The sequence below is a fragment of the Streptomyces sp. RerS4 genome (genome assembly GCF_023515955.1).
GTDB lineage: Bacteria > Actinomycetota > Actinomycetes > Streptomycetales > Streptomycetaceae > Streptomyces.
In genome coordinates this window covers 7,149,996-7,174,463 of record NZ_CP097322.1, presented here as the reverse complement: position 1 = coordinate 7,174,463, position 24,468 = coordinate 7,149,996, and the positions used below count along the sequence as shown (strand labels likewise).

At 70.0% G+C, this 24,468-nt stretch carries 18 protein-coding genes and 4 pseudogenes; 12 read left to right on the top strand and 10 right to left on the bottom strand.

The window, feature by feature from the left end:
• The first annotated feature begins 8 nt into the window (after window positions 1–8).
• Both M4D82_RS32250 and M4D82_RS32245 read left to right on the top strand, forming a co-directional pair.
• Window positions 9–950 carry a sensor histidine kinase gene (locus M4D82_RS32250; RefSeq protein WP_249771095.1) on the top strand — a complete coding sequence of 314 codons (942 nt, stop codon included), beginning with the start codon at window positions 9–11 and terminating at the stop codon, window positions 948–950.
• A gap of 4 nt (window positions 951–954) precedes the next feature.
• Window positions 955–1,665 (top strand): response regulator transcription factor, encoded by a 711-nt coding sequence (locus tag M4D82_RS32245; RefSeq protein WP_249771093.1) that lies wholly within the window; start codon window positions 955–957, stop codon window positions 1,663–1,665.
• A gap of 396 nt (window positions 1,666–2,061) precedes the next feature.
• Here M4D82_RS32245 and M4D82_RS32235 read toward each other — a convergent pair whose 3' ends face one another.
• Window positions 2,062–3,456, bottom strand: a complete 1,395-nt coding sequence (locus M4D82_RS32235; protein WP_249771091.1) for an NAD(P)/FAD-dependent oxidoreductase — start codon at window positions 3,454–3,456, stop codon at window positions 2,062–2,064.
• 153 nt (window positions 3,457–3,609) lie between these two features.
• Between M4D82_RS32235 and M4D82_RS32230 the strand changes: the two genes are divergently transcribed.
• The 3 genes from M4D82_RS32230 to M4D82_RS32220 all read left to right on the top strand — a co-directional run bounded on the left by M4D82_RS32230 (window position 3,610) and on the right by M4D82_RS32220 (window position 8,132).
• Complete coding sequence (locus M4D82_RS32230; protein ID WP_249771089.1) at window positions 3,610–4,713, top strand: carboxylate-amine ligase; 1,104 nt, start codon at window positions 3,610–3,612, stop codon at window positions 4,711–4,713.
• 343 nt (window positions 4,714–5,056) lie between these two features.
• Entirely contained in the window at window positions 5,057–6,463 is a 1,407-nt protein-coding gene (locus M4D82_RS32225) for an alpha/beta hydrolase domain-containing protein (RefSeq protein WP_249771087.1), read from the top strand.
• Between the two features lie 1,057 nt (window positions 6,464–7,520).
• Window positions 7,521–8,132: a hypothetical protein gene (locus tag M4D82_RS32220; RefSeq protein WP_249771085.1), complete on the top strand. Its 612-nt coding sequence runs from the start codon at window positions 7,521–7,523 to the stop codon at window positions 8,130–8,132.
• 289 nt (window positions 8,133–8,421) lie between these two features.
• On the opposite strand, the gene M4D82_RS32215 is transcribed toward M4D82_RS32220, so the two are convergent.
• The 3 genes from M4D82_RS32215 to M4D82_RS32205 all read right to left on the bottom strand — a co-directional run bounded on the left by M4D82_RS32215 (window position 8,422) and on the right by M4D82_RS32205 (window position 12,265).
• Window positions 8,422–8,820: a hypothetical protein gene (locus M4D82_RS32215; protein ID WP_249771083.1), complete on the bottom strand. Its 399-nt coding sequence runs from the start codon at window positions 8,818–8,820 to the stop codon at window positions 8,422–8,424.
• 176 nt (window positions 8,821–8,996) lie between these two features.
• The gene (locus tag M4D82_RS32210; RefSeq protein WP_249771081.1) at window positions 8,997–9,920 is read right to left on the bottom strand and encodes a VOC family protein; all 924 of its coding nucleotides are present in this window, start codon (window positions 9,918–9,920) and stop codon (window positions 8,997–8,999) included.
• Between the two features lie 1,244 nt (window positions 9,921–11,164).
• Window positions 11,165–12,265 carry a WD40 repeat domain-containing protein gene (locus M4D82_RS32205; RefSeq protein WP_249771079.1) on the bottom strand — a complete coding sequence of 367 codons (1,101 nt, stop codon included), beginning with the start codon at window positions 12,263–12,265 and terminating at the stop codon, window positions 11,165–11,167.
• A gap of 323 nt (window positions 12,266–12,588) precedes the next feature.
• Between M4D82_RS32205 and M4D82_RS34165 the strand changes: the two genes are divergently transcribed.
• The 3 genes from M4D82_RS34165 (at window position 12,589) to M4D82_RS32195 (ending at window position 14,765) form a co-directional block, all read left to right on the top strand.
• Window positions 12,589–12,720, top strand: coding sequence for a hypothetical protein (locus M4D82_RS34165; protein ID WP_283844529.1), 132 nt, complete (start codon window positions 12,589–12,591; stop codon window positions 12,718–12,720).
• Between the two features lie 570 nt (window positions 12,721–13,290).
• Window positions 13,291–13,848 carry an SMI1/KNR4 family protein gene (locus M4D82_RS32200; protein ID WP_249771077.1) on the top strand — a complete coding sequence of 186 codons (558 nt, stop codon included), beginning with the start codon at window positions 13,291–13,293 and terminating at the stop codon, window positions 13,846–13,848.
• A gap of 356 nt (window positions 13,849–14,204) precedes the next feature.
• On the top strand, window positions 14,205–14,765 hold the full coding sequence (locus M4D82_RS32195) for a hypothetical protein (RefSeq protein ID WP_249771075.1): 561 nt from the start codon (window positions 14,205–14,207) through the stop codon (window positions 14,763–14,765).
• 1,281 nt (window positions 14,766–16,046) lie between these two features.
• On the opposite strand, the gene M4D82_RS32190 is transcribed toward M4D82_RS32195, so the two are convergent.
• The gene (locus tag M4D82_RS32190; RefSeq protein ID WP_249771073.1) at window positions 16,047–16,925 is read right to left on the bottom strand and encodes an alpha/beta fold hydrolase; all 879 of its coding nucleotides are present in this window, start codon (window positions 16,923–16,925) and stop codon (window positions 16,047–16,049) included.
• Window positions 16,926–17,062: 137 nt separating this feature from the next.
• Between M4D82_RS32190 and M4D82_RS32185 the strand changes: the two genes are divergently transcribed.
• Window positions 17,063–19,000, top strand: a complete 1,938-nt coding sequence (locus tag M4D82_RS32185; RefSeq protein ID WP_249771071.1) for an AfsR/SARP family transcriptional regulator — start codon at window positions 17,063–17,065, stop codon at window positions 18,998–19,000.
• Between the two features lie 166 nt (window positions 19,001–19,166).
• A pseudogene (locus tag M4D82_RS32180) lies at window positions 19,167–19,354 on the top strand (ATP-binding protein); the annotation flags it as partial.
• Window positions 19,355–19,687: 333 nt separating this feature from the next.
• Here M4D82_RS32180 and M4D82_RS32175 read toward each other — a convergent pair.
• Complete coding sequence (locus M4D82_RS32175; protein WP_249771069.1) at window positions 19,688–20,323, bottom strand: hypothetical protein; 636 nt, start codon at window positions 20,321–20,323, stop codon at window positions 19,688–19,690.
• 202 nt (window positions 20,324–20,525) lie between these two features.
• Here M4D82_RS32175 and M4D82_RS34720 point away from each other — a divergent pair.
• Window positions 20,526–20,623 (top strand): annotated as a pseudogene (locus M4D82_RS34720) (IS110 family transposase); the annotation flags it as partial.
• Here the strand turns inward: M4D82_RS34720 and M4D82_RS32170 are convergent.
• The gene (locus tag M4D82_RS32170; RefSeq protein ID WP_249771067.1) at window positions 20,599–20,868 is read right to left on the bottom strand and encodes a hypothetical protein; all 270 of its coding nucleotides are present in this window, start codon (window positions 20,866–20,868) and stop codon (window positions 20,599–20,601) included. The pseudogene M4D82_RS34720 and the gene M4D82_RS32170 overlap by 25 nt on opposite strands.
• An 85-nt stretch (window positions 20,869–20,953) precedes the next feature.
• A pseudogene (locus tag M4D82_RS32165) lies at window positions 20,954–21,760 on the bottom strand (IS5 family transposase).
• Between the two features lie 167 nt (window positions 21,761–21,927).
• Here M4D82_RS32165 and M4D82_RS32160 point away from each other — a divergent pair.
• A complete protein-coding gene (locus M4D82_RS32160; protein WP_249771065.1) occupies window positions 21,928–23,322 on the top strand; it encodes a hypothetical protein in 1,395 nt (464 codons plus the stop codon).
• 14 nt (window positions 23,323–23,336) lie between these two features.
• On the opposite strand, the gene M4D82_RS32155 is transcribed toward M4D82_RS32160, so the two are convergent.
• Window positions 23,337–23,630: a hypothetical protein gene (locus M4D82_RS32155; protein WP_249771063.1), complete on the bottom strand. Its 294-nt coding sequence runs from the start codon at window positions 23,628–23,630 to the stop codon at window positions 23,337–23,339.
• Between the two features lie 73 nt (window positions 23,631–23,703).
• Window positions 23,704–23,848 (bottom strand): annotated as a pseudogene (locus M4D82_RS32150) (IS5/IS1182 family transposase); the annotation flags it as partial.
• Window positions 23,849–24,468: the final 620 nt, after the last annotated feature.

The window sequence follows — 24,468 nt, the reverse complement described above, 5'->3', positions numbered from 1 at the left end:
TCTCGGACGTGCACGCGCAGCAGGACCACCGGTTGCTGGCGGGCTCGCTGATCGCGCTGGTGGTGATGGTGGGCTTCTCGCTCCTGCTCGGCCGGATCCTCGCCGGCCGGGTCCTGCGCCCGCTGCGGCTGATCACCGCGGCGACACGGCGGATCTCCGCCGAGAACCTGCATCAGCGGCTCGCCGTGGCCGGACCTGTCGACGAGGTCAAGGAACTCGCCGACACGGTCGACGGTCTTCTGGAACGCCTCGAAGCCTCGTTCGTCGCACAGCGCCGGTTCGTCGGCAACGCCTCGCACGAACTGCGTACGCCGCTGGCGACGATGCGGGCGTCGCTGGACGTCGTCGTCGTCAAACCGGAGCCGACGGCACAGACCGTCGCACTCGCCGGCCGGCTGCGGGCCGAGCTCGACCGGGTGGATCACCTGCTGGACGGCTTCCTCATCCTTGCACGGGCGCAGCACGGCACCCTGGCCGACCGGACCCCCGTGTCGCTCGGCGAACTGGCGCGGGAGGCGCTGACCGCCCGGGCCGCCGACATCGCCGCGAAGGCGCTGACCGTCAACGACGAGGTGCGGGCGAACGTCTGGACGCGCGGTAATGAGGCGCTGCTGTCCCGGATGGTGGAGAACATGGTCGACAACGCGATCGTGCACAACCAGGAGAGCGGCTGGATCCGGATCTCCACCGAGCACACGGCCACGGAGGCGCGCCTGGTCGTCGAGACCGGCGGGCGCGTCCTCGACCAGGGCCAGGTGGACCGGCTGACGCAGCCGTTCGAGCGGCTCGGCGCCGACCGGACGGGGCCGGAGGGGAGTTCCGGCCTGGGGTTGTCGATCGTCGCGGCGATCATCGCGGCGCACAGCGGCCGCCTCGCCCTTCTGGCCCGGTCGGAGGGTGGTCTGCGCGTTGCGGCGACGCTGCCGTCGGCAGCCGGTGCGGAAGGGTGACGCGGTGAGGGTTCTGGTCGTGGAGGACGCGCGGTCGCTGGCCGAGGTCGTCGCCGAGGGACTGCGGGATCAGGGAATGGCCGTCGACCTCGCGCACGACGGTCTTGCCGCCGCCGCCAAGCTCGATCTGAACGCGTACGACGTGGTGGTCCTCGACCGCGACCTGCCCGGCATTCACGGCGACACGCTCTGCCAGATGATCACCGAGCGGGACGACCGCGCGATGGTGTTGATGCTGACCGCGGCCGGGGCGCCCGGCGACCGGGTCAGCGGTCTCACCCTCGGCGCCGACGACTACCTCGCCAAGCCCTTCCACTTCCCGGAGCTGATCCTGCGCATCCGGTCCCTGGCCCGCCGCAGGCCGGCAGCCCGGGCCCGCGCACTGCGTGCCGCCGGCCTCGAACTCGACCCGGTACGCCGGACGGCCTTGCGTGACGGCCGTCCGCTGGAGCTGTCCGTCAAGGAGTTCGCCGTCTTGGAGGCGCTACTGCGCGCCACTCCAGGCTTCCTGAGCGCCGAAGACCTCCTGGAACAGGTGTGGGACGAGAACGCCGACCCCTTCACCAACACGGTGACCGTCACCATCAGCCGATTGCGCCGCAAACTGGGCAGCCCACCGGTCATCACGACGACGCCCGGAGTGGGCTATCGCATCGCCGACACTCCAACCGTGCCCGGGTGGCGGCCGCCCAGGTCGCAGACCTCGATCTCGTGATCGTGGTGGGGCACGTGCCGGATCGGACACTACGGCCGGCCTGACCCGCCATCCACGCTCCGCCGTAGTCACGACCGCGCACGCGCAGCCCGTTGCTGGTCAGCTTCCGTACCCGGCCGTCGTCCTCCAGCATCAGCCCCCACCAAGCCGGCTCGGGGACGTCCGAGAGCGGCGTGGGATCGGCCGACCAGGCCTCGGCGGGAGTCCGGCCGTTCAGGCCGGTGGGGCGGTGCTCGTGTTCCACCAGCGCGTCCAGTCGAGGATCTTCCGGCTGTGTCGCCGCTTCCCGTCGCGCGCCGCGCACGGCCCTTGAGCGAGGAGCCGGAGTACATCCCGTCTGATAAGTGCTCTGCTCCGAGGGGTTGCCGAAGGCCGTTTCTTCGTCCTCATGTGTTCCTACGGCCGAGCTGTGTGGCGTAGGCGGGGGTGGGGGTTGAGGTCGAGGTAGAGGCCGGCGGTGGGACGGTCGGGGCGGGTGGGCAGGGGCAGCATGTCGCTGGTGCCGTGGCCGGCCAAACCGTGGTCGCTGTGTCCGGGGCGGGGCCGGGTGAGAGCGGTGTGGAGGTGGTCGAGAAGACTGTGCCGGCTGTCGTGGAGGTCGTCGGTGCCGGTGATGATGTTGAGGAAGGACTCGTGTAGACGTAGCTCCTGCTGGTCGCGGTGGCTGAGGGTTTGGGCGGTGCGGAAGTAGGAGTCACGGCCGTCGTGAATGCGGTAGAAGGCGCTGACGAGGATGAGGAGCCGTTCGTAGGCGTGGCGGTAGGCGTTTTGGTAGAAGCGGCGAGCGTGTTCTTCGTCGATGTCGCCGGCCCGAATGCTCGCCAGACATGCGGCGGTGAGAGTGGCGCTGTACATGGCGAGGTGGACGCCGGTGGACAGCAGGGGGTCGAGGAAGCAGGCGGCGTCGCCGGTCAGGAAGTAGCCGGGGCCGCAGAAGTTGCGGCTGACGTAGGAGTAGTCGCTCTCGACTTTCAGACCCGTTGACAGGTAGGCCTGATCGAGGACGGGACTCAGCAGGGGTTGTTCGGTCAGGGCCCGGTGGTAGACGGCCTCGATGGAGCCGTGGGTGCGGCGGGCCTTGTTGAAGGAGATTTTGTCGGTGACCAGACCCACGCTGAGGGTGTCGTCGTGCAGGGGGATGGCCCACAGCCAGCCGTGCTGAGGTAGGGAGAACACTCCGATGGCGCCTTCAGGGGCGCGGGGCAGGGGTTGGGCGTCGCGCCAGTACCCCCAGGCGGCCACGTTGCGGAACACGTCGTGGAAGCGCCGGTCGCGCAGCCGGCGGGCGGCCAGGACCCCGGCCCGACCCGAGGCGTCGATGAGGTGGCCGAAGGTGATGCGGCCCTGGCGGCCGCCCTCGTCGGACCACAGGGCGGCGGTGGGGCGGCCGTCTTCGAAGTCGATGCGACGGACGGTGACGCCTTCGCGGACGTCGGCGCCCTGGTGGCGGGCGTGGGACAGCAGGAGGTGATCGAACTCGCTGCGGATGACCTGGAAGCTGTAGGCGGCCGGCCGGCCGGGCTCGTCGAAGCCCAGGGACCACTCCTGGCCGCCCCAACCGTATAACGCGCCAGTCTTGCGGACGAAGCCGTGTGCCTCGACCGTCTCCCGCGCACCCAGGACGTCCAGGAGGGGCAGGAGCGACGGCAAGAGTGATTCACCGACGTGGTAGCGGGGGAAGTGGTCGCGTTCGAGGAGGGTCACCTCGATCCCTTGTCGGGCCAGTAGGCCGGCGGCGGTCGAGCCGGCCGGGCCGCCGCCGATGACGAGGACCTCTGTCCGCTGCCTCACATGCGCTCCTTGTGGCCGACACTCTCCTGGCGGGATCACCGTAAGTGACAGACTGATTGCCATGAAGAGCGAGAAGTGGACATCCGCCCCGCCCCTTCACCGGCGGGCAGCGCCCCCTCCTCCCGCAGGGGCGCGCCCGTGATGCGGGTGGGTGTGGAGGAGGAGTACCTCGTGGTGGACCCGGTCTCCCGACAGCTCAGTACCCGGGCGGACAAGGTCGTCGCCGCAGCGGCCGCGGAGCTCGGCGCCCGGGTCACCACCGAACTGACCCGTTATCAGGTCGAGGTGCGTACCGATCCCCACACCACCCTCACGGCCCTCGGGGAGGATCTGCTCCACACCCGCCACGCCGTCGCACGCGCCGCCGCACGCCTGGGGCTGCGCGTCATCTCCAGCGGAACACCTGTCTTGGGGCAGCACACTCCCCCGCCGGTCACGGCCGGGGCACGCTACGCGCAGAGCCTGGCCACCTTCCGCGCCTTGGACCACGAACAGACCGTATGCGCCTGCCACATCCATGTGGAGATCCCCGACTTGGCGACCGCGCTCGCGGTCAGCAACCATTTGCGGCCCTGGCTGCCGGCGCTGATCGCGCTGGGCGGCAACTCTCCTTACTGGGACGGCCAGGACACCGGCTATGACAGCTGGCGCACCTTGGCCTGGGGACGCTGGCCCGTGGCCGGGCCCCCGCCCTACTTCGAGTCCGCCGCCCACTACGAAGACCTCGTCGGCCGGCTCATCACCAGCCATACCCTCCTGGACCGCGGTGGCGTGTACTGGGACATCCGCCCCTCCCACCACGTGCCGACCCTGGAAGTCCGTGTCGCCGACGCCGCCCCCACCGTCGACGACACCCTCCTCTTGGTCGCCGCGGTAAAAGGCCTCAGCGCCGCGGGCCTGAGCTCCGTACGCGATGGACGCTCCGCGCCGCGGCCCCAGCCGGAGATGCTCCGGGCTGCTTACTGGCGCGCCGCCCGCGACGGCGTGCGGGGCCAGAGCATCGATCTGCCCTCGGGCCGCCTCCAACCGGCCACCCGATATCTTGAGCAACTCTGGAACACCGCCCTGCCCCCCTTGTCCCCCACCGACCGCACACACGTCCGGACGGCCCGCCGGCAACATGCCGAACAAGCCAATGGGGCCGACCGCCAGCGAACCGCCTACCGCCGCCGCCATAGCCACCACGACGTCGTCGAACACCTCATCGACACCTACCTTGGCAAACCGCCAGTCAAGACCGACCCTTCAAGGACCTAGCTGTGTTGTCCGGGCAGGTTGGAGCCGCACCCTTCGACGGCAGGGCCTCCTCACATCGGCCAAACCGCTGTTAGAGAGGAACGCTTCGCGCATGTCGGCCGGGGTGAGCATGACGAACAGCGGCAGGCCTTTGGATCTGCCCGATCAAGGGTCGTTTGTGAGAGAGGGGGTGTGGTCGTCGGACGGTCGCCCCTCTCGACTCTCGGCGAATTCGTCCGGTTGGTCCCTGCCGGAAGGCCGGAAGCGGGCGAAGGTGATCGGCTTGCTCCGTCCCCGTTGATCACCACATGCGCACGGGGGACCGGGTCGATGGTCCCTCGGACGCCAAGAGGAGAAGCACCTGATGTTCAGGCACAATCCACGCGGTGACGCCCGGTTGGCGGACGGCCGCGATCACATGGGCGCAGCGCGAGCAAAGCTGGCCCTGCGAGCACTGCTGCTGGCAATCCTGACCATGGTTCTCGCGGCGCCGACCGGAGAGGCCGTGCAGCGCGTCGCCCACCCGACCATGCCTGCCGCAGACAGCACCGCCACACCGGACGGCGGGGCGACCGAGGACCGGCTCAGCCGGCCCACCGTCACGCAGCTCGGATCGTTCGGCGGAATCAGCTACGTCCGGTACGACGGCGTCTTCGAGGGCGCCACCTCGACCGGGCGATTCCGCGTGCCCTACCGGATCAGCGCGCCGGCGGACACCAGCCGCACCAACGGCACAGTCGTCGTCGAACCGTCACACTTCGTCGTCGGCCTCGGCGCCCTCGATGTATACCTGCGCCCGGATTTCCTCTTCCGCCGCGGATTCGTGCACGCAGGCATCGGCTGGAGCACACTGGGCAACCGCATCCTCGACCCGTCGGTACCCGGCACCTTCATCGAAGGCGGCGTCGAGGACGAGGGCGCCAGGACGGACGACGAGATCATCACCGAGTTCGCGAAGGCGCTCTCGCAAGCGCGTCCCTTGGTGGGCAAGGTGTCCCGACGATACGCCACCGGTTTCTCAGACAGCTCCTACCCGATCATGCGACTGATTCATTCGGGAGCCGCGAACGGTGTGTTCGACCTGGCAGTGCCGATCACCACGGAGGGCTTCGACCCCCAGGCCGACCTGGTCGCCGGCCGGTACACCGGCAAGATCATCGTTGTGAACTCGGAGTTCGACGACTCGACGAGCCTGCTCGACCGCGGCGTCGCCCCCAAGCGCTACCGGTTCTATGTCGTGGCGGGAAGCCCGCACATCCCGGACCCACTCGATGCCCCGCTGGACCTGCCGTTCCCGGTGCGCGGCCTGACCCCGGCGACCTTCGTGCCCGCCCTGCGCGCACACTTCCTCCAGGGACATGACTGGGTGCGCAAGAATTCCGTCCCTCCGACGAGTACCCAGCTGCGCACGCTGGACGACGGCACCATCGCCCGTGACGCCACCGGCAACGCGATCACCGAGGACCGCACCGGTCGGCGCGTTCCCCGGCTGCCGTTCGTCGAGCTCGGCGAGGCCCGGTTCATCACGGGCTTCGTCGGTAGCTACGACAACGTGCGAACGGTGCAGCAGTTGGGCTTCCCCACCCACCGGGCCTACCTCAGAGCCTTCGCCGCCAAGCTCGCCGCCTACGAGAAAGCGCGCTACATCCTCCCCGAGGACGCCGCCGTCATGCTCCGGCGGGCATCGCTGTGCCCGCCTCTGACATTCACGGAGACCTACCGCGACCACTACACCGATTTCGTCGCCGTTCGGCCCTGCGCGGCCTCATAGGCTGCCTTACGTCGGGGACGCGCGCCTTGGGGCCCTCGCCGACGCCCCTGACCCCGTCCCTGACGAGCTCCACGACTGGCTGAAGCGGTGGGAAGAGGCCGGGCGCCCCACCGCCGCCCTTGGGATGTCGGACTCGGTGGGGCCCCGGCATGGTGTGCAGCAGGTCGAGTCTGAGCTGCACGGCCTCCGTGGCTTCCGACCGCTGGCCGGGGACGCGGCGGCGCAGAGCGACGAGGTGAGGGCCGAGCTCCCTGGCCCTGCGCTGGTCCGGAATCCGCTGCCACTGGTGACGGGCCCGGTCCAGCCAGTGGACGGCCTCAGCGGATCGCGGCCCGTAGGTGTGCACGGCCCATCCCTCCCACTGTGCGGCGAGCGACGTGGCCCGGCCGTGCTGCCCGGCATGCGCAGCGGCAAGGAGCGCCGGAAGCGGGTCTGCATCCACCGCTACGGGAGACGGTGCCGCGGGTGTCGGACCTGGCGTCGGCGTGGCGTCTACGGCGAGCAGTAGTGGCCGGTCGCGGCCGGCTTGGGCGGCGGCTTTCGCGTGGTGCTCGGCCGGCGGCGGAGTCAGTCCGCTGCACCGGATACTGGCCATCCCCTTCAGACAGGCGGGATCCGCGACGCGGGGACGCGGCAATGCAGGGGAGATTCGGCCGTAGGACGATGCGCCGTAGCCGAGTGTCAGACCCTCTACGGAGATCTTCTGCCAGGCATCCGGGACGGCAACCAAGCCCACGAGGACCGTCGTGGTCCCCGACCGGCGTGGCTTCAGCCAGCTCGCCGGCCAAGCCCACGGCAGCGCGGTGTAACGCAGGGTGGACGGGGTTGTCCGTGCCAGGGCCAGATGAATGCCGTGCTGTCTGGAGTCGAGATGGATCTGGCCGGCGATGACGAGAGTGAGGCCCGCCACCCCTGGGCCGCCCAACCATGCGAAGGGCTCGACCATCCCGTCCCAGGAACGGAAGGCCAACCAAAGGGCGCTGACCGCTCTTTCGTGATGACTACACCGAGAGGACAGCCGCGGCCAGACCGGACAGGCGCCTGAGCAGCACCGGATGTGCGCGAGCTCGGGCCCTTCGACATGTCGTACGTCGAGTACCTGCGGGCCTTCCTGAACAGGAACAGCGCCAGTCCCGAGATCATCCCGGGTCTCGACCCCGCGGCACCAACCCCTCGGACCGCCGCCTGCGCTGGGCAGAGCTCGCCCGGCGGACCGGCGATCCCCTGGTCGCCGAGAGACTTCTGCCCTGCCACACATCCTTCCCTTCGCTCCGCGAGCCGGGCGGCTGGCCTGTCGGCATCACGGGTCCGTCCGAGGGCGGCCCAGGGCCGCTCCGACTGGAACCGGCTGGTCGAGATCCTCATCGAGCACAGCCCGCAAGGCGCGGACACCCGCTGCCTGGCCTACTACACCCCGCTCGTGCTCGGGGCCGAGGACTTCGACAACCTGCACGTCCGGGCCGGCCGGCTCGCAGATGCCGAGGCCCTCTACGACCACCCCGAAGAAGACTCGTGCGGCCCGTCCAACCTCTGGGCCCACGACCGGTCCTGGGTCCTGTGTACGGACTACGACTTGTGGGCCACCAAGGTCGCCGGCCCGGCCCCGCTCGTCGAGGCCCTCCTCAACGACTGGGAGATCGAGGCCGTACGACTGCCCTGGGCCCCCTGATCCGACCACCCGACCTGGGATGGCGACGGTCGCCCCCGTTCCCCACCTCGGCCCGGATGGCCGGCCTCGCCGGCGAGCTTTCCGCTCGGGCACGGCCCGCAGTCGGCGACGCCCGCGCGGTGCGCGCCGAACCCGTACGGGAGGCGGTAACCAGGCTGCTGCGGCACCATCTGACTGGCGGCAGCGATCCGTGATTCGGGCTGGTGCGCCCGGGATCGGAGCCAGCTGATCGATCTTGGCCGGCCACCGTGACCCTCTGTCGGCGTGCAGGTGAACCAGATCAAAGTGCTCAGTCGTAGACGTGTTGAGGCAGCACCCGGCGCGGCAGTGGCTGACGCCAGTCACCCAGCCGGGCGACGAGGATCCGGCGAGCCAGAGTCCGCACCTCGCCCCAGGTGGCATCGGCAGCCAGTGCGTCGGCCCACCGGCCGGCGTGACCACAGCCGTCCGTCTCACCGACGAGCCGACCGATGGCCTGCAGATCCTGCAGGGCTTCCGATTCGAAGGTTCCTCGGTCCGCCATTCCCGTCGCCAGATGGAGGCTGAACTCGACTTCTTCTGCGACGGCGGCGGTTGCGGTCCTCACCTGGTGCTCGCTGGCCCAGACCTGCTGGTCCGAAGCGTCAGCAGCAAGGAAGGTCAGCAACGGCGCTATCCAGCGCTGCCAGTAATCGCTATCGAGGCTCATGCGAGCAGGGTCGCACCAAGCCACTTCTGCACCTACCGCAGCCCACCGGCTTGGGCACGTTCATCGGCCAGTACGCCGACAGCGTCACGAAATGTCCGCCACAGTCCTGCCACTCCCCACCCCCTGCTCAGGAGGTGGACAGACCTGCTCATGCGCCGAACCTCGGTCGCTCCCTCTCACATCTCCCGGAAGATCAGAGCGGCACCGAGGGCCGCTTCAGCCGGTACGAAGAGCTCCCCTCGGGAAGTCTCCCCCACGGGCAGTCCGTTCTCTGCCAATAGCGCACGCACCCGAGCGATGTCGGGGACGGCAACTGTGCAGGAGACGAGCGCCGGGAGTGCGGGCGGATCCTCACCCGGCAGCAGATCCAGGAGGGCGGCCCTGGTCAGGAGGGTGACCGGCTCCTCTGCCGAGATCGAGCCTCCTAGATATCGCTCGTACCGCTCGCGCACCAGGGGAAGTTGTCCGTCAGGTACGCACAGCACCGCCTCGACGAGGTCCTGGGCGCCGTTGGGGTGGTCGAGGTGGCGGGTGTGCTGGAATTCCGGGTCCAAGTCGGCGACGACGCCGACCCGGCCTTCTGGCGCACCGTCGATCTCCAAGTAGCGGACGGGTTCCGTGCGCACGCCATTGGCGGTCTCGACTGGTCGGCCTACGGTGTTAACCCCGCCGTGTTCGACACCGACAGCAGTGAGCCGGTTCGCCGTGCCGTCGACATCCGCCGAGGCAAACATCAGGATGTGAAGTCCTTCGAACCGATCGCGCCATCCGGCGAGTTGGGCGCTGGTCTCCTCGATTCGCGACATGAGCAGGGGAAGCTTCTCCGGAGGCGCCTGGAGGGGAACGATCCGCGCATCGGGTGGCAGGCCCTCTCCGTTCCCGGGCTTCAGCGGGGTCACCAACTCGACGAAGCTGCGGGAGAGGTCGGCGTGGGTGTTCGCTGCCCCGAAGGGCTCGGGCGCGGTTCCCTCACGGGGCGCCAGCGCCGGCACGCTGGGTGGCGGAACGTGAAATCCGAGCCGCCGGTAGAGCGCTATGGCTTGGGCCATGTCGCTGACGACGTGGCCGACGTGATGTAAGCGTGTGATGTCGTGAGGCATGAAGTCACCGTAGACCCACGCACAGGAAGCCCGGGGAGCCGACCAGGGCAAGGCAATTCAGGGCTGTGGCGTACATCGCGCGACAGTCAACAGAGCAGCGGCCGGTCCAGCACCGGGTCCGGCGTGCCGTGTCCACGTGCGGACGCGATGGACTGAGGAAGGGAGCATGGAAATGTGGCCCAGGTCCTCGCGGTTCAAAAGTGCGACGAGGGAACGGCCTCGACGGACCTCCACAGCTGCGCATGTACCGGTGGAGACCAGTATGTCCTCGGCTAGAAGCAGAGCATCTACCAGATTGGCAGCACATCCGTGAGACGCCGGCGCGTTCTGACCGTCGACCGCTCGAACCTGGTAGGTGTTCCGGCCGCGCGGATCATCCAGAACCTGGACGTCGGACCGTGAAAGGGAAAGAACCAGACGTTTCCCGTGGAACGTACTTCCGGATCCAGAAGCAGGCTATGCCACCGGCCTGGGTGAGAACGTTCACCCCGGTCACGTCGAGAAGAGTGGGTGGTCCTACCGACCGCGCCACGTGGCAACGGAACCCGTACCGGTGCCCATCGGAATCCATGCGCCCTCCTTGTGTCGAGCCACCTGACCCTGCCCCCTGCCAAGCCGTCACCAAGTATCCGGCGGGCTTCGGAGAACGCCGATGCCTTCCGTTGATCCGGCCTGCGGCAGCCGGGCGGTGAGCATCGCGCGATAGGTCGATGCCGGAGGAGAACGCGGCGTCGAAGGCCTCGGTGCCCAGAGCCGCGAGGACCGCGGCGGTGATGCGCTCGACGTCGCCGCGTTCTGCCTGCGGGAGCGGGGCACCGGAGGATTCCCAGGCCCGGGACGCCGTGCCGAGGAGGCGGGCGGCCCGCACCGGTTGCCCCGCGAGGGCGTACGCCCCCCGGCGAGGCCCTCGGGGACGAGCTGCTCTGGCGGACGGTTCGATGCGTCAGGAGGGGGCTTACGGCTGCGCCGGAAGCGCACGTCGGCGGCGGTCCGGTGTCGGTGGCGCCGTGTCCGTACGGACGGCGAGTGCGATGACGAGGACGAACGCGGCAAGTGCGGCGAGGCTGCGTGCGATGTTGTGGTTCTCCCACCGTTGGAGAAGCTCGGCATAGTTGGCTGGTGGTGTGGTGACGGACCAGACCTTCCTCCACGATCACTTTCACGACCTTCCCTTGTGCGGGTAGCCGATCTTCAGGATGTGGCGGGCACCATCACGCGGCTCCGGGGTCGTGGTGGACGGTCGGCTACCGGTGGAGTTCCCACAGGCACAGGGTGCCGTCTGTGCTGCCTGATAGGAGGAAGCGGTCGTCGGGGGTGAGGGCGATGCCGTAGACGTCGTCGGTGTGGCCTTCCAGGGTCCGCACGCAGCGACCGGTCGCCGTGTTCCAGATGCGTATCCGGCCGTCGTCCTCGCCCGAGACGGCGAAGCGGCCGTCGGAGGTGAACCGGGCCGTCAGGACCTCGTCGGACCGGTCGTCGGGATGCCCTGGCGGGCGGGTGCGTCGGCCCCGTACGTCTTCGAAGGTGCGTACGACGTCACCGGTGGCGGCGTCCAGAAGCCAGAGCGTTCGGTCCTGGCGCCTGCGGCCCCAGAGCGTACGGCCCGAGGGGGCGGAGCCCCGGTGGTCCCCTACGGCAAGCACGAGGCGGCCGTTGGGGCTCAGGCACACGGAGGAGACCCATGAGCCCGGGTTCGGGAACGCGGCGCACTCCCCGCTGTCCACGTCCCAGACCCGGATCTCGCCGTCGAGGCCGGCCGACACCGCCCGGCGTGCGTCCGGGCTGAGCCATACCGTGGTCGCGATGACCGTGTGGCCGGTCAGCGTCCGTGTGCACGTTCCGTCCGAGAGGTCCCATATCCGCAAGGCGAAGTCTCCACAGACACCCAGGGCGAAGCGGCCGGTGCCGCTGAAGGCGACCGTTCCTCGGCCGTCCATCGCGCCCTGGCTGCGATCGAAGTACGGGCCTCTCAATCGGGCCTGCCGGCCCAGCGGGTTGCGGGTGTCGATCCAGGCCACCGCGCCGTTGACCGTGCACCGCATGAACTTCCCGCCGCCGCACGCCAGCACCCAGTTCCCTGGGATGGCGACTCCGCTCTCCCCCGTGCCACGGGTCCCCAGGGTCCGCAAGAGCGTTCCCGTGGCGAGCTCCCACAGCCGTACCGGCTCGTTCCCGCCGCCGCACAGGCCGTGCCGCCCGTCCGGGGAGATCGCGACCGCGCCTCGTTTGAAGGATCCCAGCAGGGTGTGGATCAGGGCCGCCCCGCGGGGTCCGCTCTCCAGCCAAGCACCCTCCCGCAGGTCGTCCGCAACCCCGTCGCCGTCGCCGTTGCCGTTGCCGCCCATGGCCCCCACCCCGCACCCTCGGTCCAACAGTCGCGGCCCAGTCTGCCCGATCCGACTGACAGGCCGGCGGCACACGGACTCGCTCACGTACGTCACGCGGGACCGGAACGGGATCGCCGCTCCGGGCTTCTGCTCCTCCGTGAACCGGGGACGGGGCCGCTGCCGGGCGGCGTGGTAGTTCGGTGAGGACGGTGACGGCCACGCCGGGCGTCCGAGCGGCCGCGCGCAGCACGGCCGTGCGTGCTGGCTCCCAGGCGGGAGCCACCGCGTCGAAGAGGACGGCATGAAGATCGCGGGGGATCAGCGCGTCGGCGGTGATCCGCGTGGCGAACGCCGGTTCCGCGCCCGCGACCGCAGAGGCGGCGGCCGCGGAGCCTGCCGAGTACCGGGACGCCGGCTGCCGGCCCTTCTCCGCGAAGCCGGTCTGCTCGACCGGCGCGCAGCCGGGCATGTGACCGGGCAGACTCACCACCGCGGACTGCTGGGCGGCCTTCCCCTTTCGGATCTCGCCTGACAGACTCCCCCGGCCGCAGCTCTCGAACAGCCGCACCGGCGCCTCCGGCTACGGCGTGCGTTCGGAAGCACAGGGTGCGGCCCTGGCCACCAGGGCCGCCACGGGGGCCGCACTCCGACGGCGCGTCCCGCCGGGCGATGCCCGTGGCCGGAACCAGGCTCCACTCCCCCGTGCCGGTGGAGCCGAAACCGCCGGCGAACCGCCTCCCTTCACCCGGCGCCCCCTTCCAAGATCGCCCGGTATCGGGCACCGCTTGTGACCGAGCGCGACAGATGAACGGCCTGGACAACGTCCATTCTCAACGGTGCGCGCTCTGTGCACGGCGGGGCATGGCCGGCGTGCGCCTCTGCATCGGGGGTCAGAGCCAGAGCCGAGGCCCGAGGCCGGGGCGGGGGCCCGAGTCGGGGCCGGGGTCAGCGGTGCGGAGTTGCGTGTGGGCCAAGGGGGTGCGCGGGGTTTCCGGGGGTCGGGGTAGCTTCGGGGCATGCGTCAGTCGTCGGTGTCATCGCCCTTGACCGAGTCCGAGGTCGCCCTGGTCGAGCGTGAGCTCGGGGTTTCCTTCCCCGCCGAGTACCGGGCGTGTCTGCAGGAGGAGGCGCCCGCCCAGCAGGTGTTCCGGCCGCGCCGGGTGGAATCCGGTTGGGATTGGGGGTTCGACTGGTACTGGCCCGCGGAGTTGGTGCGGTTGCCCTTCCCCCACCCCGACTCGTACGCGCGGGCGGAAGACGAGCTGGCCGCGCGCGAACCGCTCCCGGAGGACTTCACGGACGTGCGGGAGCACATCGCGGCCTACGACGCGTGGGACCAGGAGTACGAGGTCTTCCAGGACGCCAAGACCGCCGGGGCCGTGCTGCTCCAGGAGAACGGCTGCGGCTTCAGTACGCTGCTGGCGGTGTCAGGTCCCCTCGCCGGCACGGTGTGGTGGGACGGCCGCGCCTCCTGTGACCTGATCCTCCCGCTTTCCCTCGACCACCCGGGCGGTGCCCGACCGGTCACCTTCGGCGAGTGGCTCCGGCACGGCTCATGGCCGTTGCTGCCGCCGAACTGGGGCCGACCCGACTCGGAGTAAGAGGAACTCCAGGGCGAAACGGCCCAGCCGGCTCAGCCATGGCGAGGGCTACCCTGCCCGCCACCTCACATACACAGCACGACAAGTCCAGTGCTCATTGGACAGATGCAGTGCTCAGTCACATGTCCTGTCGCAGTGAAGGTTGAGCATTCCCACTGAAGTCCGAGTGGCTGAAGGAAGCGGTCCCGGAAATGCAGGTGGCGTTCAGAAGTCTTCCGGGGCCGGCAGGCGCGCACGATCGCTACGCACTCCTCATGGTTTGGCGTCTGCCACCGGTCTGGGGCTGGTCATGAGCCACCCCTGTAGACGGAGGCAGTGATTCCGGTTTCGGGGGTGGCGATGTAGTCTCCTGCACCATGTCCCGCCTCCTCAGCCGCGCCATCGGGCTCGCCCTACTCCTCGTCGCCACACTCATAGGCACGTACGGCACCCAAACCTTCGCCACATCCGTGGGCCTTGCCGGCACCGGAGGCACCCTCACCGTTACCGGTTGCCGGGTCGACGTCTCGTACAGCGACCGTGACCGCGACGCCGACGACCGGCGCGAGACCCGGCGGTGCTGGGGGCAGTTCAGCGCTGCCGACGGCTCGGCCGCCGACCCGCAGCATGAGCTCGTCAGCGACGAGGCAGTGCCGGGAGACCGCATCGAGGTCCGCGACAACGGCACGATCTACATGGAACGGAATGTGGGATCGGTGGCAGGGAGCTCCGCCATCATCTTCGTCGCGCTCAGCATGTTCGTGATCGGAGGATTGATCCTCGTCACCGGTAACCACCCCTCCCCGGGGAACATCGAACAGATCCGGCGCTTCAACGCCGCAGTGCGCGCCCTTCGGTATGGCCGACTCGCCTTCTTCACCTGCTTGGGGTCGTTGGCCACAGCGCTGCTCGGCTTCGGGCTCGACGAGCTGCTCTGAGCACAGGCTTGAGATGCAGCCGAGCAAGATCCGCCCCAGACAGGTCGCAGACGCTGAGCCGTGAGGAGCGCGTAGCGATCGTCGGCGGCTGTCCCAGCCCAAGACGGCCCTCGGCCGCCGTCCATGAGGAGCGCGTAGCGATCTGGCGCGCCTGGGTGCTCCGTATCTCGCTCAGGCCGCTGTTTGGTGCTGGTATCCGCCCCCGACGGCCCGCGGACGCTGAGAACCCGTCCTCCCGGGCACCGCATCCCGGCCCAGGGCAAGGCACACGAGGCGAGAGGCCCTCACGGCGACGCGGCACCACCATCACCCCCGCCGGAACCTCATCCGCTTCCTTCACCACGGCCTCCCGGGCCGCAACGGCCGGACCGTTCAGGACCTCGCCCACCGTCTCCCGCGCGATCACCAGCCGCTCCAGACGGCCTTCCGATAGGTTCGGAACAACAACGGGTTCTGAGGTCGCCGCTGTCGACGGGGAGGAGACGGACAGCTCCGGCGTGCGAAGGCGCGGCATGGTGGCAGGCGACGAGAGCGACTGGGGCAGGGCATTGACCGCGATGCGCACGCTCAGCGAAGTGCACGGCGCGGAGAATGTGCGGCTTGTTGTCTGGTTCCACTGATCACGCAGGCTGGTCAGCTTCGACGTCATGGCCTCGGGCGTGCCGCCCGGCCGTTCCCAGTTGGTCTTCGGTACCTCGTCGTCCCACGCCGTCTGTCCACCCGCCCTCGCAACTTCGTGGGCGGTCAGGCGGACGCCGGAGCGAGGGTAGTGGCGACGGACCGCTTGCGAAGTCCTTCTGCCAGATGCGCCATTTCCACAGACGTGCCGACCAGGCCGACTCTCCTCAGGTCGGCGGCCGTCAGCCGGGCTTCGGCCAGTGACAGCTGGTGTATCTCCCGCAAGGCTCGCAGCACGGGCACGAGGCTGGTCTCCTCGGGCCGCCAGGCGAAGCCGAGCGGGCCCGTGCTCGGCCGGCAGCGCCTGCCTGACCTCTTCGGGAGCTGGGCCCGCGCCCATCTCGCACCATGCGTTGGGGCAAGACAGGCACCTCCCTCGATGCCCCAGCGTAGCTGTCCCCGGTCGATGAACTGCCCGACGTCGCGGTCCAGCACACCACCACACGTCCCCCACTGTGAGGTGATCTTCACTCCCTGGGTGGCGGTGATCCGGCTGGCTCCCCGCAGTCGAAGCGGTCGTCGGATCGCGGGACCGATCGGGCGCCGGGGCCGTAAGGCTCGCCCGCCTCCCGCCTCCCGCCTCCCGTGGCCCGGCCGGTGAGCTCAGCGGAGCAGCAGGTCGCGGATCGCCTCCGTGATCTCGTCGGGCGCCTCCTCGGCCATGAAGTGCCCCGCTCCGGTCAGCCGGTGGTCCAGGTCCGGCGCCCACGCGTGCCAGAGCGCGGCGGCATCGTAGCCCAGTCGCGCGCCCCAGTCCTGCTGGACGACCGTCACGGGCATGGCCAGTTGGGAGCCGGCGTCCTGGTCCGCCTGGTCGTGGGTGACGTCGATGCCCGCCGAGGCCCGGTAGTCCGCGACGATCGACGGCACGGCCGCGGCGCTCGCCCGCAGGTACGCGGCGCGGACCGGTTCCGGTATGGCGGCCGGGTTCCTGGCCCAGGCGTCGAGGAAGGAGCCGAAGAAGGCGTCGGCGCTGTTGGCGATCATCGTCTCCGGCAGCCCCGGCGGCTGCGCCATGAGGAACAGGTGGTAGCCGACCGACGCCGGGACACCGTGAAGGACGTTCCACATGTCCAGGGTCGGCACGACGTCAAGGACGCCCAGGTGTGTGAGGGTCTCGGGATGGTCCAGCCCCGCCCGGAAGGCGACCAGAGCGCCCCGGTCGTGGCCGACCAGGGCGAAGCGTTCATGGCCGAGTGCCGCCGCCAGGGCGACGACATCGGCGGCCATGGTGCGCTTGGAGTACACCTCGGGGCCGGTGGCCGCCGGCTTGTCGCTGGCGCCGTAGCCGCGCAGGTCGGGACAGATCACCGTGCGCTCGCCGGCGAGCCGCTCGGCGACGTGCCGCCACATCAGGTGGGTCTGTGGGAAGCCATGCAGCAGCACGACCGGGCTGCCGTTGCCGCCGACGGCGGCAGCCAGCTCCACTCCGTCGGTGCCGGGCAGACGGACGTGGTCGAAGCCGGGGATGATGACAGTCATAAAAGACCCCTTCCTTGGGTCGGTGGACCGGCGAAAGCCTTGGTCCGGGTACTGACGGGTTCAGCGTGGGCGACGGCGATCAGCAGCCGATCAGTACGCGTCGGCGCGAGCGACCCGCGGAACGGAAGATGGAGGGCATGCAAATCGACGTACTCGGTGCCGTGCGGGCCCTTCACGACGACGGCACCCCGGTCGACCTGGGCGGACCCCGCCACCGTGAGGTACTCGCCCGGCTTGTCGCCGCCGGGGGACGGATGGTAGCCACCGACACCCTCGTGGACGACCTGTGGGCCGATCCGCCGGTGCGCGCAGTGGGTGCGTTGCGTACGTTCGTCGCCGCGCTGCGCCGCGCCATCGAACCTGGCCGGCCGCCCCGCACCCCGCCGCGCGTCCTCGTCACGGAAGGCCCCGGCTACGCGGTGCGCCTACCGCGCGACACCGTAGACGTCCACCGTTTCGAGGACGCCCTGGCCCGCGCCCGGCGTACTCCCGATGCTCTGACCGACCTCGACGCGGCCCTCGCGGCCTGGCGCGGCTCCGCCTACGCCGACGTGACCGGCTCCGCGTGGGCCCAGCGCGAACGGGCCCGGCTGGAAGAGCTGAGGCTGGAGGCGGTGGAACTGCGCGCCCGCCTCCTCCTCGACTCCGGTTCAGGAGCCGAGCTGGTCGCCGAACTGGGCGCCCACGTCACCGAACACCCCTGGCGTGAACCGGCCTGGGGGCTGCTGGCCCGCGCACTGCACCGGGCAGGCCGTCAGGCAGACGCACTGGCCACCCTGCGCCGCGCCCGCACGATGCTCGCGGACCAGCTCGGGCTCGACCCGGGTGCCGGCCTCCGGCGCCTGGAGACGGACATTCTCCGCGGAGCTACGACGCTCCAGCCCCCACGTACCGTCTGGACCGCAGGCGTACGACTCGGACCGCGCACCACCGTGGAACTGGCGCGCACCCTGGCCCTGGCGGGCGGTGACGCCCTCATCCACTCGCGGCGCGACCGGCTCGCCGCCGTCCGGGCGGCGGAACGCACCGGAGACATCACTCTGACCGCGCGCGTCATCAGCGCCTACGACGTGCCCGCCCTCTGGAGCCGGGCCGACGATCCCGACCAGTCCCGCGCCGTCGTCGCGGCCGCCGAGCGTACGCTCACCGCGCTCGGCACCGACGGCCCCGCCGAACTGCGCGCCCGCCTGCTGGCTACCGTCGCGGTCGAGAGCCGCAGCGCCGATCTGTCCGCCACCGAACGCAGGCGCGCCGGGCAGGCGGCGCGCGAGGCCGAGGCGCTGGCCCGGGAGCTGGGCGATCCCGCCCTGCTGGTGTTCGCCCTCAACGGCGTCTTCCTCCAGTCCTTCACCCGGCCCGGGCTCGCGGCGGCACGAGACGTGACCGGCTCCGAGATCCTGGACCTGGCCACCCGGCACGAGCTGCCGGACTTCGCCGTGCTCGGCCGGCTCATCCGCCTGCAATCCGCCTCCGCTCTCGGCGACCTCGACGCCGCGACCGCACACGCCGAGGCAGCCGAGCAGCTCGCCGTCAGCACCGAGGCCCTGCTCGTCCCCGTCCTCACCGGCTGGTTCCGGGCCCGGGCCACGGCCGCCCGCAGTACGGAACCGGGCGGGCCGACCGCCGCCACGGCCGCGGCGCACTACCGCGCCGCCGAAAACGCCCTCGCTGGGACAGCGGGCATGCCGGGGCTGCACCGGGGCCTGTTCGCCCTCGCCCTCCTGGGCCTACGTCTCCTGCACGACCGTCCCGCGCCCACCGACCCCGCCCTCGACTGGGGCCCGTACCACCCCTGGACGCACCCCTTGGTGCTGCTTGCCCGCAACCGGGACGAGGAGGCCCGTGCCGCCCTGGCCATGGCGCCCGAACCACCGCCTGATCACATGCAGGAGGCACTCTGGTGTCTGACCGCCCACGCCGCCGCCCGCCTCGGCGAGCGCCCGGTCGCCGCCCGCGCGGCAACGGCCCTGCGCGCCGCCCGCACCGAACACGCGGGCGGGGCGAGCGGGATGCTGACGCTGGGGTCGGTGGCGCGGTACCTGGCGGAGGCGGAGGCATGCGCCGACAAGAGATGACCGGCACCCTCCGCGGACCCGCTCCCCCACCTGCCCGTCCGACCTCGACCGGGCAACGCGACCCCCGGACCGGCCCAGCCGGTGTCGAAGTGAGATCACGAGCCGGTCCGACCGATGACGAGCTGAGGTCTGCGCTTCGGTACGCCGACTCGGCGTCATGGCCCGCCAGGGCAGCGTGGCCATCGCCTCCAACGAGTCGTTCGGCGGCTGGACCAAGACGTTCACCGACCCCCGCCTCTGCGCGGCCCTCGTCGACCGCCTCACCTTCAACGGCACCATCATCGAGACCGCACCGACTCCTACCGGCTCGCCGGCACCCGAGCTCGCGCCGAGGAGTCGGCCAAGGCCGGATGACCTCTGCCGCTTCCTGCCTCGGTGCCTGATTCCGAGCTGGGGCCGGGGGTCCTACATGCCCGTCCAACGGTGGCCGGGATGCGATGTCCGAGTGTGGGCCTATCGTCGTGAGTAAGCGAGAGATGAACATGGCCGGCTGGTGGGGAACCCGAAACCGTCAGCGTTGAGCCGGATGGTGGCGAACCTCGGCCGGGGCAACGCCTTCGTCATCGTCGAGCGAGACGACGATGAGGCGGACGGCGACTGGGCCGCCGCGACCGCTGAGAAGGTGCGGGGTACAGGCCGAGAATCCCAACGACAACCTTGTCGGCGTCGGCCACCGGGGCCGCGTGGTCATCGTTCGGAACAGCTGACAGCACTTGGTGCACGGCCCGCGAGCCAAACGGCGATCCGCTCCTGCAACTCATGGTCAGAGTTGTCCTCCCACGACGCGAACCATTCCAACTGCCGCAGGATGTTCTCCGAGCGGTCCGGGTGGCCCACCGCGACTACATCAACGCCCCTCTCACCCGTCGAGCAACTGATGTACACGCTGCTGTCGAGCGCCATCATGCCGAAGCCCGGATGGCCCGCGTGAATGCCGAGGAACGCCGATGCCGCACCCCGGCCCATGATGTCCCAGCGCTCCAAGAGCCGGACCTGGGTCCAAACCATCGGTGCGGCACGGCGGCCCCAGTGCAATTCCTGCAAGAAGTCGCCGTGTGTACGGGTGCCCTCCGGAAGCAGGACGAGGAACTCGCGCCGCTGGTTGAAAAGACCCGAGGAAACAGCCAGGTCGTACCAGGCCTCGTTGAGACGCTCGACAAGCCGTGGGGTCTCGTACCGGTGAGAGAAGCCACCGACGATGTCCTCGGAACCATATCCGAAGACGAACGGCATCGTGCCGTCCGGCACCGCGTTCGGGATCACCTCAAGGCCGGCCCGCCGCAGCGGCCGATACATCTTGCGTTCGCGCTCCTGGATACCCACAAGTCAGTGTTTTACCAGCCCGGCGCGCCAAGATTCGCCCGATCAGCGCTCCCGTTGCCCGACCTCCCGGGATTGGACCGGTGCTCGGATCAGCCGCGTGATCGGCCGGACAGGTCCTGGGCGACGTCCTCGCACTGGCCGAGGACAGCCCGGTCACCTGGGCCATCGACCTGAACGCCGGCGGCGGCGCTCTGCTGAGCTCTACATTCCTGGCCGCACCGTCCACCACGCTTCCCTGGCTACCGCGGAGACGGCAAGACCGACGCGAAGGACGCCTACGTCATCGCCGACCGTACCCGGGAAAGCACTGCCGCGGCTGTGGTCAACACCCTGGCCATGGCAGTTCGGCTCTGGACGATGAGATCGCTGAGATCGATGCGCAGATCGCGGTCCGTTTCCGTGAGCATCGCGACGCGGAAGTGCTTCTCAGCATGCCCGGCATGGGCGCCCGTTGCTGGGTGCGGAGTTCCGCCCAGATCGCTGCCCGTTTCTGCCGCACCTCGAAGGCCTTCCACGACCGCAAGAGAGGCGAAGGCAAGAGCCACAAGCAGGCGATCCTCGCTTCGGCCCGCCGCCGGCTCGACGTTCTGTGGGCTCTCATCCGCGACCGCCGCACCTTTGGACGTCGTTTCATTTGGTGAGCCGGCGGTGGCAGATGAGGGCTTCGGCTATGCCGACGAAGGCGAGGAAATGTTCGGTCTTGCGCTCGTATCGGCGGTGAGGTCGGCGGCAGCCGGCGAGCCGGGACACGGTCCGTTCGACGACCCAGCGGTGACGGCCGAGCCGCCCGGAGGACTCGATGCCACGATGGGCGACGCGGTGGCGAATGCCGCGTTTGCGGAGCCGGCAGCGCAGGTGGCTGTAGTCGTAGCCTTTGTCGGCGTGGAGCTTGCCAGGGCGCCGTCGGCGAGGTCCACGCCTGGACCGGATCGGCGGGATGCCCCGCACGAGCGGTTCCAGACCGAGGTTGTCGTGCGTGTTCGCGCCCGAGACGCCGAGCGAGAGCGGCAGTCCGTTCCTGTCGGTGATCAAGTGGATTTTCGATCCGGGCTTGCCACGGTCGGTCGGATTCGGTCCCATCAGGGGCCCCCTTTGCAGCCCGCATGCTGACGGAGTCGATCGCCCGGCACGACCAGTCCGGTTCCCCAAGGGCGCCGAGTTCGTCGAGGATGACGCGGTGGAGCCGGGCCCAGACCCGGGCCCGGCTCCACTGGGCGAAACGTCGGTAGACCGTCTGCCACCTCGGGCCGAAGATCGGCGGGAACTGCCGCCAGGTGCAACCCGAGGTCGCCGCGGAGATGATCGCGGCCAAGGCTTCGCGGTCACCCGCTCGACGCCTGCCGCCGCCCTGCGGGCGGATGACCTCCGTCGGCGTACCACCCGCCGGAACAGCACCCACAACTCGCCCGGCACCAGCCGCCCAACCAGATCCGTCATGCACCGTTCAACGAAGATCACGCCAGAAGAAGCGACCTCCAAGCACCCCATCCCCACCCAAGCCGGTCCATCTGCCGCCCCGTACACCGGCGTTGGTACAGTCCGCGATCACGGCGAGAAACACCTGGCTGACCAGGACTTCGGGTGGGGGCTCGCTGCTGTTCGCAGTGCTGGCGATCTGGACACTGCTGCTGCGGGCGGGCATGTCCGTGTACCGGCCGGACGTGGCCGTACTCGGGGCCGTGGCTCTGGTCCTGGGCGCCGTATGGGTGTGGTCGGGTTCCCGGCCGGTCCGCGTCGCGGCCCCCCGGCAGGCCGATCCCACGCCACCGCCCGCACGACTGCCCGTCGAGCCGCAGTGGATCCGCCGCATCACACCCTGGCTGCTGGGCGTCGCCGTGATACTGCCCGCCCTGTCCGTGGCGACCGAGCTGGCGATCCGGCCGGACGGCGACGACCTCAGGCGCATCGCCGCGATACAGAAGGCCGGCGCCGAAACCGCCGAGGGCACGATCGTCGACGTTCACCGGCTGACGAGAGACGACCCGAAAGTCGCGATGTTCAGCGGTGACGTGACGGTCGAAGTCCCCGTCCTCGCCCCGGACGGTCACCGGGTCACCGGGCGGGTCGCGGTGCGCAACGGCCACTTCGGGATGCAGGGAGGGGGGAGGGGCAGCTCGCCCAGACCCACGATCGTCCTGTACGCCCCCTCGGCACCCGAACTCGGCGGCGTGGTGGACTACTCCGGCCAGCTCGGCCGGTACGCGGATACGGACTTCCCGTTCGCGTTCTCACTGCCGCCCTATCTCACGGTCGCCGCCTTCGTTCCCGGCGGCCTCCTGCTGTTCATCTGGGTGCTGCGCGTGACCCGGTACGCCCCGAAGGCCGACGCTGCCGCCCGTGCCCTCCGCGAGGACGCGGCCGGCGGATCGGCCCTGCCCGCCGTCCGTGCACGGATCACCTCGGCCCGGCGCGGCGACCACGTGTCGCTCGGAGACGTCGACGGCACCGTCCGCGTGACCTCGGACCACAAGCTGCGCTTCGCACTGGAGGACGGCTCCGAGGTACTGGCCGCCAACCGCGGCGGCCCGCCCCACGCGCTCGCCCTGCTCGCGGCCACCATGGGCGAACGGCCGGGCTGGCTGTGTGGCGCCCGTAACTGGCGCCTGATCAGGAACAACCAGCCGGTCGTCTTCGTCACCGACGAAGGCGAGGTGGCGTGGCTGGAAGTGGACCGCGCCGACTTCGAGCGAATCCTCGCCCCCGCGACGCCCGTACAGCCCGACCCGAACCGCAGTACCGTCCTCGCCCCCACCCCCACCACCGTGCTGCCGGGCGCCCACTGGCCCTGGCTCGGCGGCCTGCTGCTGTCCTATGCCCTCGCCACCTACGTCCTGATGGTCCCGATGTCCTGGGGCGCCGCACTGTCCACGACCGCGGCCGCCGCGACCACCGCCGTCGCCGCCTTCGTCTTCCTGGCCCGCCGCCGAGCGGCCCTCACGGACCGCCTGGGCCACTGGGAAGTCCACGAAACCCGCGACCCGGACCTGGGCCCGGCCTAGGCACTGCCGGCGGATCAAGCTTCGGGGTCGAGGGTCCGGAGGTCGTAGAGGTAGGAGCGGTCGTCTTTGAAGCTGCGCCAGACGGTGGCCGGGGGTTCGGGTTCATCAGCGTGGCCATTGAGGGGATGGGCGGTGACGAGACCGTCAGCTATCTCGCAATGCCAGCCGTCGGTCGGAGACCAGACACACCACACGTGCCCGTCCGTTCGACGGTAGGCAGGACGTCCGTTGTGCTCGCCGTCGCGTTCGAAGTGGTAGAGGAGCCCGTCCATGTGGCGCACGAAGGTGAAGGATGTGAGTGCCGTCATACTTTCGGCACTGTATGGGACGACGCTGCCGGCGGCTGAGCAGTACTGGGCGTAACCAGATGCAGGGTGCGTCTCACGGGCGGAGCCAGAGCCGGACTGCGGCGACGGTGACCGTGACCGTGCCGTGGAAGACGCAGGCCCTTTTGTCGTAGCGGGTGGCGACGGCCCAGGGCGTTCTTGAGCCGGTTGATCGTTCGCTCGACCTCGTTGCGGCGTTTGCCGGCCGGGTACGCGGCCGTCCGCCCTGCGGTCGGGAACGGCGATGCGACTCCTTGACCAGGCCGAGGTCTCGCCAGCGGCGGAAGAACGGATATACGCGGTCCCACGGCGGAAATTCCGCCGGCATCGCCCGGTGGCAGTACGCCTCCGGCTGCCCGCCCCGCCCCTGCAGCCACCCCGGCGTGGGCAGCGCCAAGCGGACCTGGGCCCACTCGGCATCACTCATGTCCGACGGATACCGTCGCACACGCACGTCGTGGTCGGCCGCATTCCCTGTGCAGGAGACCCTGCCTCTACGCCTCCGCCGGCCCACGATCACCCGATCTGGATTCCCGTCCGATCGGCAAGAGCCCTGATCGTTACGACAACGGTCGGCGCACCGCACCGTAGTGCTCCGGCCGGGCTGACACTCACGTCCGGCTTCCCCCGCGCGGGAGAAGCCGGATGACCCGTGGGATGGATGTGATCAGCGCGGGTGACGCGGAATCTTGGAGCGTCGGCAATCCGGATATACGGGGGTCATGGTGGCCGTTCCTGCGAACTCGGAGGTCGGTGGCGTTCCCAAGCCGCCGACCGCAAGTCCGGGGCGGGTGTTGTGGTGGCGGCGGTGGCCTGTGTG

Excerpts from the sequence above, each read along its gene's own strand:
- M4D82_RS32225 (WP_249771087.1), top strand. The coding sequence starts at position 5,057 with ATGTTCAGGCACAATCCACGCGGTGACGCCCGGTTGGCGGACGGCCGC.
- M4D82_RS32215 (WP_249771083.1), bottom strand. The coding sequence starts at position 8,820 with ATGAGCCTCGATAGCGATTACTGGCAGCGCTGGATAGCGCCGTTGCTG.
- M4D82_RS32210 (WP_249771081.1), bottom strand. The coding sequence starts at position 9,920 with ATGCCTCACGACATCACACGCTTACATCACGTCGGCCACGTCGTCAGC.
- M4D82_RS32205 (WP_249771079.1), bottom strand. The coding sequence starts at position 12,265 with ATGGGCGGCAACGGCAACGGCGACGGCGACGGGGTTGCGGACGACCTG.
- M4D82_RS32195 (WP_249771075.1), top strand. The coding sequence starts at position 14,205 with ATGTCCCGCCTCCTCAGCCGCGCCATCGGGCTCGCCCTACTCCTCGTC.
- M4D82_RS32190 (WP_249771073.1), bottom strand. The coding sequence starts at position 16,925 with ATGACTGTCATCATCCCCGGCTTCGACCACGTCCGTCTGCCCGGCACC.
- M4D82_RS32185 (WP_249771071.1), top strand. The coding sequence starts at position 17,063 with ATGCAAATCGACGTACTCGGTGCCGTGCGGGCCCTTCACGACGACGGC.
- M4D82_RS32155 (WP_249771063.1), bottom strand. The coding sequence starts at position 23,630 with ATGACGGCACTCACATCCTTCACCTTCGTGCGCCACATGGACGGGCTC.